The sequence below is a fragment of the Prevotella sp. KH2C16 genome (assembly GCF_900113305.1).
Taxonomy (GTDB): domain Bacteria; phylum Bacteroidota; class Bacteroidia; order Bacteroidales; family Bacteroidaceae; genus Prevotella.
Genome location: NZ_FOOW01000021.1, coordinates 17,353 through 29,799, shown reverse-complemented (window position 1 = coordinate 29,799; position 12,447 = coordinate 17,353). Strand labels below are relative to the sequence as shown.

The 12,447-nt window shown below is 52.3% G+C and carries 11 protein-coding genes; 7 read left to right on the top strand and 4 right to left on the bottom strand.

The window, feature by feature from the left end; translation table 11 throughout:
* Nucleotides 1–35 precede the first annotated feature (35 nt).
* From BM114_RS11535 to pdxT, 7 genes are all read left to right on the top strand, one after another.
* The gene (locus BM114_RS11535; RefSeq protein WP_092113575.1) at nucleotides 36–1,262 is read left to right on the top strand and encodes a SusF/SusE family carbohydrate-binding protein; all 1,227 of its coding nucleotides are present in this window, start codon (nucleotides 36–38) and stop codon (nucleotides 1,260–1,262) included.
* Nucleotides 1,263–1,278: 16 nt separating this feature from the next.
* Nucleotides 1,279–2,757: an Outer membrane protein SusF domain-containing protein gene (locus tag BM114_RS11530; RefSeq protein ID WP_092113573.1), complete on the top strand. Its 1,479-nt coding sequence runs from the start codon at nucleotides 1,279–1,281 to the stop codon at nucleotides 2,755–2,757.
* A gap of 357 nt (nucleotides 2,758–3,114) precedes the next feature.
* Entirely contained in the window at nucleotides 3,115–4,875 is a 1,761-nt protein-coding gene (locus tag BM114_RS11525; protein ID WP_092113571.1) for an alpha-amylase family glycosyl hydrolase, read from the top strand.
* 127 nt (nucleotides 4,876–5,002) lie between these two features.
* Complete coding sequence (locus BM114_RS11520; RefSeq protein ID WP_092113570.1) at nucleotides 5,003–6,262, top strand: glycosyl hydrolase 53 family protein; 1,260 nt, start codon at nucleotides 5,003–5,005, stop codon at nucleotides 6,260–6,262.
* Nucleotides 6,263–6,331: 69 nt separating this feature from the next.
* Nucleotides 6,332–7,216: a hydroxymethylpyrimidine/phosphomethylpyrimidine kinase gene (locus BM114_RS11515; RefSeq protein ID WP_092113568.1), complete on the top strand. Its 885-nt coding sequence runs from the start codon at nucleotides 6,332–6,334 to the stop codon at nucleotides 7,214–7,216.
* Between the two features lie 3 nt (nucleotides 7,217–7,219).
* Nucleotides 7,220–8,095 carry a pyridoxal 5'-phosphate synthase lyase subunit PdxS gene (gene pdxS, locus BM114_RS11510; RefSeq protein ID WP_092113567.1) on the top strand — a complete coding sequence of 292 codons (876 nt, stop codon included), beginning with the start codon at nucleotides 7,220–7,222 and terminating at the stop codon, nucleotides 8,093–8,095.
* The gene (pdxT, locus tag BM114_RS11505) at nucleotides 8,096–8,713 is read left to right on the top strand and encodes a pyridoxal 5'-phosphate synthase glutaminase subunit PdxT (protein WP_092113565.1); all 618 of its coding nucleotides are present in this window, start codon (nucleotides 8,096–8,098) and stop codon (nucleotides 8,711–8,713) included.
* A gap of 325 nt (nucleotides 8,714–9,038) precedes the next feature.
* On the opposite strand, the gene BM114_RS11495 is transcribed toward pdxT, so the two are convergent.
* From BM114_RS11495 to BM114_RS11480, 4 genes are all read right to left on the bottom strand, one after another.
* Nucleotides 9,039–10,109, bottom strand: coding sequence for a relaxase/mobilization nuclease domain-containing protein (locus BM114_RS11495; RefSeq protein ID WP_092113563.1), 1,071 nt, complete (start codon nucleotides 10,107–10,109; stop codon nucleotides 9,039–9,041).
* The gene (locus BM114_RS11490) at nucleotides 10,093–10,524 is read right to left on the bottom strand and encodes a plasmid mobilization protein (protein ID WP_092113561.1); all 432 of its coding nucleotides are present in this window, start codon (nucleotides 10,522–10,524) and stop codon (nucleotides 10,093–10,095) included. The genes BM114_RS11495 and BM114_RS11490 overlap by 17 nt, the downstream gene beginning before the upstream one ends.
* A gap of 351 nt (nucleotides 10,525–10,875) precedes the next feature.
* A complete protein-coding gene (locus BM114_RS11485; RefSeq protein WP_092113559.1) occupies nucleotides 10,876–11,337 on the bottom strand; it encodes a DUF3408 domain-containing protein in 462 nt (153 codons plus the stop codon).
* 4 nt (nucleotides 11,338–11,341) lie between these two features.
* Nucleotides 11,342–12,310 carry a toprim domain-containing protein gene (locus tag BM114_RS11480; RefSeq protein ID WP_092113557.1) on the bottom strand — a complete coding sequence of 323 codons (969 nt, stop codon included), beginning with the start codon at nucleotides 12,308–12,310 and terminating at the stop codon, nucleotides 11,342–11,344.
* Nucleotides 12,311–12,447 lie beyond the last annotated feature (137 nt).

Here is a 12,447-nt window from a genome sequence, read left to right as displayed (position 1 = left end):
AGCCAAGATTAGAAATTCTAAAATTTTAACGAAATATGAAAAAGAGAATATTTAATATAGGTTGGCTGTTCGCCATGATTGCCATGGTCAGCTTCGGTCTCACCTCCTGTGAGGAAGACCGCGACAGCAACCCGACTCTGGACCTGAGCCATCTTTCAGAAGGATTCGTCCTGAACACGCCGGCCAACGCAGCCAACAATACATATGATTTGGCGAATGCCGAGACGGTAACCCTTACCTGCTCGCAGCCGAACTACGGAGGCGTGCCGTATGCTACACGATACTATGTTCAGGTTTCCGACAATGCCGCTTTCCTGAACGACACCACCGTGGCCCACAAGGAGTTGCCAACTTCCTACACTACGGCCAAGATGGCCGTGGATGCCAGCGAGTTGAACAATGCCGTGGTGGAGCTCTTCCAGGAGGCAAACCCCGATACCGACTATCCTAACGAGGTCAAGCCCATCTATATCCGACTGCGTGCCGTGCTCGACGGGACAAGCGGCCTGGGACAGACTTACAGTAACACCATCACCTTGCAGAAGACCCTGGCCAACTATGTGGCTCCTGCTGCCGAGCTGCCGACCCAGCTCTATGTGGTAGGCTCATCCATCGGCACGCCCTGGACCTCATGGCAGGTGGTTCCGCAAGTATATGGCCTCAGCGGCAATTACTACACGATTGTCTATGTTCCGGCTGACGGACAGCTTAAATGGGGCACCTTCGAGAACGACTGGCGCGGCTACAACCGCCTGCAGAGCGTTCAAGACAATGCAAACGCGGAAATCAGCGAGAGCGCCGACGGCAACAGCAATATCACCTTCAAGAACGGAGGATGGTATACGCTCCACTTCAAGGGAGAGATCGTGGGCAAGTCCATACAGTATGATCTCACGGTATATCCCGGCAAGGTCTATGTCATCGGCAACGCTATGAACAACTGGGGCGACGCAGATGCATCGCTGGCCTGCACGACTCCTGCTGACCAGACCGGGCAGTGGATATCGCCTGCGTTCACGCAGTCGGGCGAGCTCCGCGCCTACATCAAGGTGGGAACCTACGAGTGGTGGCGCACGGAGTTCACGCTCTATAAGGGCACCACGGTCTACTATCGCGACTTTGACATTCCGGATAGTTGGTCGCAGGGAGCACGCGAGAAGGCCGTTCCCGCCAAGCCGGATCCTGACAACTACAGCATCCAGTGTTCTGCCGGACAGCGTCTCTATGTAAGTTTTGACACCGGTACGGGTGAAGTGAAATAATTAAAACGAAAAGAAAATGAAGAAGACATTATTATACAGCTTAGCAGCCATGGCAGCCTTCGGGCTTGCCGGCTGCAACGGCGACTACGACGACTGGGCATCGCCTCAGGCCTATGGCCCGGAAGAGGCTGCCGCTGCCTATGGCGTAACTTTCAGCAACGGTCCCGAGGCAACGGCCGTGATGCCGGATGAAGACGGGGTCATCCAGCTCGTTGAAATCAAGACCAGCAACTCCGGCGTGGCCGGGTATACCTTGAAGGGCCTCACCGTGAACGGCGAGGAGATAGAAGGCACCGTCAGTGGCAACTACATCACCGTGGATGCCGCAACGCTCGCAAAGTTCATCGAGAAGCAGAACAATAGCCGTGCGGCCGTGGCACGCCCATTGGAGGTGAAGTCGCTGGTTAGCATCAACTTGGAGAACGGCGACGCCTTTACTGCCGAGGGGGCCACCACTACCGGAAGCTTCACTCCCGCCCCCACTCCTGCCATCGACAGCAAGGGCTACTTCCTGCTCGGCGACTTCGAGAATGTGGGCTGGAACCTGCCTACTCCTCTCTGGATGGAAGACAACGGAGACGGAACCTTCACGGCGAAGGTTACCACCGTCAATGACGGAAGCAACTGGTTTAAGTTCTATGCGGGCTCCCTGTATGACAACGCTGACTGGGACAAGGTGAACAGCGGACAGATGGGATGTGCCGAAAACGGCGATGCCACCACGCCTAACTTCCTGGTCTACACGAACGACCCGCTGTATACGGGCGGCGTTCAGACTCCCACCATCGAGGGTAAGGGCACCTTCAACATCACGCTCGACATGAAGAACCTCACCTACACCATCACCCGCGCAGAGAGCAAATACTACATCGTGGGCAACCTGCAGGGCTGGAGCCAGACGGATATGTCGTGCATGTTCTATGCCCAGGGAGGCAATTCCTACTCCTATACCACGAAATGGAACGGAGCCTGGGACCTGAAGATCTGGGAAGGCGGCGACTTTGGTAACTGGGACAAAGCCTTCGGTACGGCCGTAGACGGTGCCACCGATGCTTCCGGAAGTCTCGTCAACAAGGATGCCCAGTCGTTTGCGGCTCCGTCGCAGAACGAGTTCTGGACGCTGACCGTCGACATGAACAGTCTGAGCTACAGCTGGACGAAGCTCGGCAACCAGGCTCCCGCCACCTATTCGGCGGTAAGCATCATCGGCGACTTCAACGGATGGAAGACCGACAACAACAGCGAGATCGACATGACCCAGCGGCCCAGTGCCCCGCACAACTGGTATGTGCGTGCCACAATTCCCTCTGCCGGCGGTCTGAAGTTCCGCGCGAACCACGACTGGGCCACCAGTTGGGGCTCGACCAAGGACTATGCCGTGGGTGATGTGTACTACGGACCGACAGGAACGGAAAACATTACCGTGCCGGCAGGCACCTACGAGTTTTACCTGAACGACATTACGGGGCAGTGGAACATCGTGGCAGTAAACTGATCATAACTTGCTTCAGACTAAATAAAGTTTGATTTGAATTTGGGAGGGTTCTCGCAAGAGAATCCTCCCGTTTTCTTTCATAAGACTAAAGGCCGTTATCTGAATGACAAAATCGGCGAGATTGTGGGACAAAATCGCCGATTTTGCCCCATGATTTCGCCGATTTTATTAAACTGCCGACGGCTAATCAACATGTCCTGGAAAACCTCCTGGAGTGTTTTTGGCCGCAGAGGGAAAAGCCGGGGCGTGCAAACGATTGCATCGCCAGAACGGGAAAAGAATGTAAACTGCTGATTGTCCGATAGGAAATATTCGTAACTTTGCCCATAAGACCAAACTATTTAACTTAAACAGAATATGAAGCGATTCTACACTTTATTGCTTGCACTTGCTGCCTACACGGCACTTTTCGCACAGGGATGGCCGGCAAACTATAGCGGCGTCATGCTGCAAGGATTCTATTGGGATTCCTACGACGACACCCGATGGAGCAATCTCAAGAGTCAGGCCGACACTCTGGCCAAGTATTATCAGCTCGTCTGGGTGCCGCAGAGCGGCTATTGCAATACGCTTAGCAACCAGATGGGCTATGCGGATATCTGGTGGTTCGACCAGAAGAGTGCTTTCGGCACGGCCGACGAGCTGAAGGCGATGATACAGACTTTCAGCTCCAAAGGGCTCAAGACCATTGCCGATGTGGTCATCAACCACAAAAGCGGCAACACGGGCTGGTGCGACTTCCCCGAGGAGACATGGGCAGGGCACGGAACGATGACCTGGAGCTATGCCGACATCTGCAATACCGACGAGGGGAACCGTGATTCGAGGTCGGAGGCGAAAGGTAAACTCACCGGCGCCAGCGACACCGGCACCGACTTCGACGGCAGCCGGGACCTCGACCACACCAGCCTGAATGTGCAGAAGAACATCAAACTCTACCTGCAGTTCCTGCAAGAGGAAATGAGATATGCGGGGTTCCGCTACGACATGACGGGCGGATATGCTCCCCGATTCACGAAGATATACAACGAAAGTGCCAAGCCCGCCTACAGCGTGGGCGAATACTGGATGAGCGACGGGCTGCCTGGATTGAAGTCGTGGATAGACGGAACGGGCAAGACGAGTGCCGCCTTCGACTTCCAGCTGAAGTGGCTCATCAACAATGTGTTCAACACCGGCGGGGCACAATGGCGCAACCTGGCCAACTATACCTCAAGCAGCCTCATCGGCGATGCCGCCTACAGGCGCTATGCCGTTACCTTCGTGGACAACCACGACACGGGACGAAACAGCGACAACATGCTCAAAGCCAACATCGAGGCTGCCAATGCCTACATCCTCACGATGCCCGGAACACCATGCATATTCCTCACCCACTGGAAAGGATACCGCAAGGCCATCAAGAAACAGATACTGGCACGCTCACTCGCAGGCATCACCAACCAGAGCGAAGTGCTCACTTCGGTGGGCGAAAATGCGGGCTACAGCGTGAGCGTAAAGGGCACCAAGGGTAATCTGCTGCTGTGTCTTGGCACGACTACGGCCAGCACCTCGGGCTACAAACTGGCCGTGGAGGGAGAGAACTACAAGCTCTATATCAGCAGCGACATCGACATCAGCGGCATAGAAGCGGTGGGCGAGGAGCAGAATACCTTTACCCTGCCTTCGTTCGTAACCACGCAGGAGGGCACCTACGCCTACTTCGAGAAGCCCGCAAACTGGGGAAACACCCTCAATGTGTGGGCTTGGCACAACGACGGAAGCAACATGTATTCAGGCGACTGGCCGGGCACGGCGAGCCAGGCGGATGTGTCGGAAGCCGGCACTCACAATGGCAAGAAGGTGTATCTGTGGAAATACAGCGGTACGCTGGCTGCCCCCGACAAGATAATCTTCAACGACGGCACGGGCAACCAGACGACCGACACGGACTTCCAGAACGGCGGCTACTACACCCTCGATGGCCTGCAGACCGTGGTAACGGGAATAGAAGCCCCCGTCAAGGTCGCTGACAGGCCGGCCGACGACGCCTGGTACACCCTCTCGGGCGTGCGTATCGACAAGCCCGCGGCAAAGGGCATCTATATCCACAATGGCAAGAAGGTTATCATTAAGTAATTTAACATATAAATTAGGTATCTTAAATCCAAGGGTCTCTCTGTGAAGAAAGACCCTTTTTTCTGACCATTCGTCTCCCTTCCGGAAATAAATTCGTATATTTGCAGAAAACAGAAACGACATCAACATGGACATCCAAAGATTATTTTTCATAGGTTTCCTCACCTTATCAACCATCGTGGGGCATGCTCAGAAATATGTCGGCGGCGACATCTCTATGCTGCCAAAGTATGAGCAGGCCGGCTCCCTGTATCTCAATCACGACGGAAATGCCATCCCGGATGTGCTCACCTTCCTCAGGGAGGAGGGCTGGAACGCCCTGCGCGTGCGGCTCTTCGTCAATCCCGACAACGCCACGACGGCCGAAAAGGGCGAAGGAGTGTGCCAGAATCTGGACTATGTGAAGGCACTCGGAAAACGCATCAAAGAGGCGGGATTCAGCTTCCTGCTCGACTTCCACTACTCCGACACCTGGGCCGACCCGGCCAAACAATGGACTCCCGGCGACTGGCTAACCTTAAACGAGACGGCACTCTACGATAAGATTTACGACTATACCAAAGAGGTTCTGCGAGCATTGAAAGCCTACGGAGCCGCTCCCGACCTCATTCAGATAGGCAACGAGATCAGCTACGGAATGCTGTGGGGGACAAGAGGCGCGGCGACCTACCGGTGCTATACCAACAGCACGGCCAACTGGCAACGATTCACCACTCTGCTCGGCAATGCGAGCAGGGCGTGCCGAGAGGTCTGCCCTGCCGCCAAAGTGATTGTGCACACCGAGCGGGTTGCTGACACGGCCGTCTTGAAAGGATTCTACGAAAAGATGGACGAATATCAAATGGATTACGACATCATCGGCATCAGCTACTATCCTTACTATCACGGCAAGCTGGAACAACTCGAAAACGCCCTCACGGTATTGGAGAACAACTTCCATAAAGACATCATGATCGTGGAGACTGGATACCCGGCACACTGGCCCGTAAACGGCACGACCGTCGACTATAGCACCACCTATCCTTACTCGGACGCAGGACAAAGAGCATTCACGGATGCCCTTGTCGCCAAGCTCAACAGACACGAGAAAGTCAAGGGACTCTTCTGGTGGTGGCCGGAAGCCAATGAATACGGCAATACGAGCAGCCAGGTTACGACCAACTGGTATAACGCCACCCTCTTCAACAACGAGACCGGCAAGGCTTACTCTGCCCTCTCGGCCATGAAAGACTTCCTGGTCTCCACCGGAATCAATGCCGTAACGACTCACAGGAAGCACGACGACGCCCGCTGGTATAACCTGATGGGACAGGAGGTGGGGTCTTCCGGCATGCCGGGCATCTATATCCATCGGGGCCGGAAGGTGGTGCGAAATTACACAAAATGAAGTTTCTTTTGTCAAAAGGCGAATAGCCTTGAGGTTTTCCGGATATTTTTTATTCCTTTGTAGCCGTTTATGGAAGACGGAAACACCATATTGACCATCACGGGCTCCGATTCCACGGGAGGATCGGGCGTGCAGGCCGACATCAAGACCATATCCGAACTGGGCGGATATGCCGTCTCCGTCGTTACTTCCATTACCTTGCAGAACACCTTGGGGATACAGGAGTTCTACGACCTGCCCGCCCGTATCGTGCAGGGACAGATAGAAGCTATCGTCAACGATATGCAGCCGGAAATCGTAAAGATAGGCATGGTGCGGCGGGTGGATGTCCTGCGGGTAATCGTAGACACTCTTTCCCGCCATCGACCGCGGCACATCATCTACGACCCGATACTCTATTCCAGCAAGGGCGAGCGCCTGATGGACGACGAGGTGTTGGCAGAGATTCGCCGACTGCTCGTTCCCCTTTGCACGCTCGTCATCGAGAAGCGCCGTAACAGGCATGGAGCGGGCAACGCCTATGCCAGTGCCATAGCGGTATTCCTGAGCCAGGGAGAGAGCCTGGCGACGGCGCAGGAGCGGGCGGAAGCCTACATGGAGTCGCTCCAGAGCCGGCTCTCCGGCCTGCAGGGAAGGGGCCAGGAACTGTATTCCGAGTTCCTGTCGCTGCTCAAAAAGCACATCCACACCAACAACGATGTGGCTTACTACGCCGACCGGCTCAATGTGAGCCCGAGATATCTGGCGCAAGTATGCAAGCGCGAGGGCAAGAGTTCGCCCAAGCAAATCATCGACTCCTTTCTCATCCAGGAACTCAAGCAGGCACTCCTGGCGCCCGCCCGGACCTTGAAACAGGTGGCCTACGACTACGGCTTCTCGTCGCAAGCCCACTTCACCAAGTTCTTCCGCAAGATGGAGGGCATCACCCCGAGCCAATACCGAAAACAGAAATAAGACATGGAACCCACAAGACAAGAACTGAACCGCAACCTCGCCCAGATGCTGAAGGGCGGTGTCATCATGGATGTAACCACCCCCGAACAGGCCCGCATTGCCGAAGAGGCCGGAGCGTGCGCCGTCATGGCACTCGAGCGGATACCTGCCGACATCCGCGCGGCGGGCGGCGTATCGCGCATGAGCGACCCGAAGATGATCAAGGGTATACAGCAGGCCGTGAGCATTCCCGTCATGGCCAAGTGCCGCATCGGCCATTTTGCCGAGGCACAGATACTCCAGGCCATTGAGATAGACTATATCGACGAGAGCGAAGTCCTCTCGCCGGCAGACAACATCCACCACATTGACAAGACGAAGTTCGAGGTTCCCTTTGTCTGCGGCGCCAAGAACCTCGGCGAGGCACTGCGCCGGATAGCCGAGGGAGCCACCATGATCCGCACGAAAGGCGAGCCCGGAACGGGCGATGTGGTGCAGGCCGTGAGCCATATGCGCCTCATGCAAGCTGAGATCAGGCGGCTGACAGCCATGGCGGAAGACGAGCTCTTCGAGGCCGCGAAGCAACTGCAAGTGCCCTACGAGCTTGCCAGATATGTACACGACAACAGCAAACTGCCAGTGGTGAACTTCGCCGCAGGAGGCATTGCCACCCCCGCCGATGCCGCCCTCATGATGCAGTTGGGCGCGGAGGGAGTGTTCGTGGGCTCGGGAATCTTCAAGAGCGGGAACCCCGCCAAACGGGCAGAAGCCATCGTGAAAGCCGTTACCAACTACAACGACCCTAAGATGCTGGCCGAGCTGAGCGAGGATTTAGGCGAGGCGATGGTAGGCATCAACGAGCAGGAAATCCAACTGCTCATGGCAGAAAGGGGCAAGTAGATGAGCATGGCGAAGCCTGTTATCGGTGTCCTCGCTTTGCAGGGAGCCTTCATCGAGCATGAGGAAATGCTCCGGAAGACAGGTGCCGAGACCTTCGAAATCCGCCAGCTGGCAGACTTCATGCGACCTAAGGACGGACTTGTCATTCCCGGCGGTGAGAGCACCACGCAACTGAAACTGCTGCGAGAGCTCGGCCTCCTGGAGCCTATCCGCGAAGAGATACGGCGCGGATTGCCCGTATTCGGCACCTGCGCGGGACTGATTCTCCTGGCCAAGAGCGTGGAGAGCGAGGGCTCCGGGCGCATTGCCACCATGAACATGGAGGCTTGCCGCAACGCCTACGGTCGCCAGCTGGGCAGCTTCACGACGGTAGCTGCCGTCGAGGGAATAGGCCCCGACATTCCCATGACCTTCATCCGTGCCCCGTATATAAGCAAGATAGGGAGCAAGGAATGCAAGCCCTTGGCCATCGTGGACGGCCATATCGTGGCAGCAAGGCAGGGCGCACAGCTCGCAACGGCGTTTCATCCCGAACTGGGGAGCGACACACGGGTGCACCGGTATTTCCTGAAAATGATTGCAGAATCCACTCCGTCATCCGCCGAAGAGAAAGGGTGATGGAGACCCGATAATTCTCCGGCTATACCAAAAGCCGCATCCTTATGTAAAGGATGCGGCTTCCGTTTTTTCTTCCTGCCACTTCAAGGCTGACAAAATCGGCGAAATCACATCCCAAGATAATTATTAAAATGTATCTAATTGAAAATAAAGAAGTTACGTTATTTGTGCAACTAAGCTGGTAACGATTTAGAAACGAGCGAGCTACTTGGCTTCGCTGTTTTCTGCCTAACAAAGAACGCTTGTTATTCTGTTTGCAAAGATAATACTTTGTTACCGAATAACAAGCGTTCTTGATGAGATATCCTTCTTTCTGCATTTTTTCTTAGGCGTGAGTTATAATCCTCTTCCACGTTTTTTTTCTGTTGGCTTGGTTCCTGAGCTTGCGCTGCCACGCTGTTTCAGCATAGTCATTGCCCTGTGTGGATGGGGTAATCAAATCGCCTAACCCTTCCACAACTTCATCGGCTGCACTAACAATGGTGTCTGCCACTGCACCAATGGAGTTCTGCGCTCGTGGAGTATCATTGTCTCGTAAGACAGTGAAACGGCTTTTGGGTACAAGCTGATAACCTGTATCAGGCTGTTCTTTCTTTTCAGTTGCCTCCTGCATTGCTTGGTGTGGTTTCTTTGGTTCTTTCCTGTTGGTTGGTTCAAAGTTTTTCTGCAGGGAACGGTAGCCGAACTCTCTGCCGATTTCGGAAGCTTTGAATGTCTGGCCACAGTAGGAGAACTTCAAACCATAGACTTTTCCCTGTTTGTTCTTAATGCGCTCTATGATAATGTTGTTCTTGTTCAATTCGTAAAGGAACATGGAATGCCCAGTAATACCCATACCTTTGTACTTGTCAAGCAGGGCATAGCAGATTTGTTGTACTTGCTGTTTTGTCTGCTCTCTTATTGGACTGGCTTTTGGCTCCTGATGCTGCTTTTTCGCCTTGACCTCCTTTGCGATAGTTAAGTGTTTCTCCCTGCTGATTTCTTCCGCCACCCTTGCTGCCCTATTGCTCACAAAAGTAGTATCATAGACCTCTCCGTACAAACTGATGCGGTTGGCAATGATGTGAATGTGTCTGTTGTCGGTATCCTTGTGCGTTACCGCCACCCATTGGTGGTTGTCAAGTCCCATTTGCTTGGCAAATAAATGGGTTATCCACATGAGTTCGGACACTGACAGCTTTTTCTCGTCCTGCGGTGCGATGCCTATTTCGATACGGAGAAACTTGTTCCTGCAACGACTGTTGTAATCGCTGACCACTTTCATTTCCTCATAGATAGCCTTTGGCTCCCTGCTGCAAAGATTGTGGAAGGCAAGTCGATAGCCAAGCTTGCCCTCTCTGAAGATATAGTCTAAAGCCGTGCTGCCGTGCGCTATCGCCTTACATTTTCCTATCATCTCTCGACATATTTAAGACCTTATATATTTCGTCGTCCACACGAAAATGCGGGTCGTAAAATCGCTTAAATGCTTCTTTGGCACATAGCGAAAGGTTCTGTGTGATATGTACCCATCTCTCATCCTTGACTTTAATAAGGTTGGAAATCTGCCCATAGAACCTGCCCGTATGCTGGAGAATGGCAATGGCTTCTCTCTCATTGTCCGTCATCTTAGGAATGGCAACCACTTCTCCATTAAGGAGTATTTCACGGCAGTAGTCTGAGAACTTCCGTCTTGTGCTTTCCGCCTTTGACTTGATGCGCAGCTTTTCCTCTAAGGTGCATCTTACCTTGATGAACTCCGTCTTGTTCATCCTCGCTTCTTCTTTACCTCGTTGCTGCCATTTGGCAGTTCTGCTATCATATCTGTTCATATAAAAGTCCTCTTTTCTTTGTTTTCAATCTTGCTTAATTTCCGAACGCTGACCGATGAGAACGGAGTGATTACGGTCTAATCTCCCCGATAACCGAACGAGGGGAGCAAGCGCAGTTTGTGGGTACAAACTGACGTCTTGCAATGTCAGCTAACGAAACGTTTACGCATAAAGCGTTTTGTCGTCCAAAAATGAATGCTATGCATTCAGAAGATTAACTGTGTTCGTGGCATTCCCACCGTTCAATGTGTTCAGTAAAAATCTATTGTTGGTACTACCCTAAAACGGTCGAGGATTTTGAGTGAAAGGGACATCCTTTTACTCGATAGTCCTTGACCGTTTTTCTGTTGTTTACAGCTTCCTCCATTTTTCTATATCCTCACCGTATTCCTCCAAATGGATACGCACAAGGTTTTCGATGAAGCTCGAGACATTGGCTCCTTTATCTCCCAATCTACGGACAATGAAGTCCGCACGTTCCTGTGTTTCCCTGCTCAGATAGACCGCTTTTCTCTCACTTAGCTTTGTTGGAACAAGGAACGCCTGCTTGTATGCTTCGAGAGTCTCTTTTCTCATCTTGGCACTGATGCGTCGTTGAATAGTTGCATGCCCTGCATGCAGTACAGGCTCGGATGGCGTGGCATGCTCTATGGCATGTTCTGTTTCTTGTTGTTTTTGCTCTTGAATATTTTTCATTCCCCTTGCCCGAAATTCAGCGGCGGTTTGTTCGTTTGAACTTTTAGCCGGGCTTACGCCAAAAGTTTCTCCTATGAAACGACCTATTTCTTCTATGTTTCTTCTTTCCTTTTTCATCACTCTATCTTATTTTAAGTTTGACTTGTTTTCTTTTGTTACTTGTATTTGGAGTTTTCTCCAACTTTTTCTGTTGCTCACGGACACGGCTGACGTGATACTCGTTGAGGTCTTTGAAGTCTCTATAATACACTGCCATATCTTCTACCTTAAAACCTTCGTTTACAAATTCCTGCACTGTCTTTCGCCCTGCATCGTCATTATCAAGAAAAGCACGAACAGAGGTTATATTTCTTTTATTCAGGTAGTGAATACTTCTTACAACATTACTCACGGAATTCATCACAAGGCATTGGTTGGTTACTTCCCCTTTCATTGAAAGAAAAGAGAGAAAGTCCATAAATCCCTCGAACAAACAGACAGGTTGTGCCTTGTCCTCAAATATAGGGGTGATGTCTTTAGGAGCAATCGTTCCCTTGAAAGTCTTATCATCACGAAGCTCATAGCCACCCGAAGAATTGGCAAAGCCGATAGCTTCATATCTTCTTCCCCTTATCTCGTAACTGATACATTTAAGAAAGGGTGTTGCCTTTTCCAAATCAATGCAGCGTTCCTTTTTGAGGTACTCCTGCAAATGCGGCGGCAAGGTGTCTGATAGGCATATCAGTCTCCTTGTTCCGCTTGCCGTTACATGCTCTCTTTGATTTGAACTGATGGGTGTTTCTCTCTTTGGAGAATTGGAGCTGTACGCTGTATGCTCTAAAGCGTTCTGTCCCAAACGGCAGATGGCTTCCGAGAGCGTACAGCCTTCCAAGCGCATACAGAGGTCGATGATGCTTCCGCCCCTGCCTTCGGCATAGTCTATCCAAAGGTTCTTTTCCCTGTCCACTTTGAAACTCGGACGCGTTTCCTCCCTGAGCGGTGAACGGTACATGGCATAGGTTGGTGTTTTATGGACAGGCCTGATACCCCTCCTTTCGAGATACTCCACGATGGGATATCGCTTGATAAGTGATAAATCTTCTTCTTTCATTGTTTTGATACTTTAATGGGTTGAATGATAATTATTTATGCTTGTCTGTTTTATGGTTTTACCGTTTCCAAAGTTTTCCCCTTCAAACTTTTTCATCATTCTTCTTACTACATACTATTTCGTGATAAGTGATTGAT

Bases quoted from the DNA above. Each gene is read 5' to 3' on its own strand.
- pdxT (WP_092113565.1), top strand. From the start codon at position 8,096: ATGAGCATGGCGAAGCCTGTTATCGGTGTCCTCGCTTTGCAGGGAGCC.
- BM114_RS11525 (WP_092113571.1), top strand. From the start codon at position 3,115: ATGAAGCGATTCTACACTTTATTGCTTGCACTTGCTGCCTACACGGCA.
- BM114_RS11495 (WP_092113563.1), bottom strand. From the start codon at position 10,109: ATGATAGGAAAATGTAAGGCGATAGCGCACGGCAGCACGGCTTTAGAC.
- BM114_RS11485 (WP_092113559.1), bottom strand. From the start codon at position 11,337: ATGAAAAAGGAAAGAAGAAACATAGAAGAAATAGGTCGTTTCATAGGA.
- BM114_RS11490 (WP_092113561.1), bottom strand. From the start codon at position 10,524: ATGAACAGATATGATAGCAGAACTGCCAAATGGCAGCAACGAGGTAAA.
- BM114_RS11535 (WP_092113575.1), top strand. From the start codon at position 36: ATGAAAAAGAGAATATTTAATATAGGTTGGCTGTTCGCCATGATTGCC.
- pdxS (WP_092113567.1), top strand. From the start codon at position 7,220: ATGGAACCCACAAGACAAGAACTGAACCGCAACCTCGCCCAGATGCTG.
- BM114_RS11520 (WP_092113570.1), top strand. From the start codon at position 5,003: ATGGACATCCAAAGATTATTTTTCATAGGTTTCCTCACCTTATCAACC.
- BM114_RS11515 (WP_092113568.1), top strand. From the start codon at position 6,332: ATGGAAGACGGAAACACCATATTGACCATCACGGGCTCCGATTCCACG.
- BM114_RS11480 (WP_092113557.1), bottom strand. From the start codon at position 12,310: ATGAAAGAAGAAGATTTATCACTTATCAAGCGATATCCCATCGTGGAG.
- BM114_RS11530 (WP_092113573.1), top strand. From the start codon at position 1,279: ATGAAGAAGACATTATTATACAGCTTAGCAGCCATGGCAGCCTTCGGG.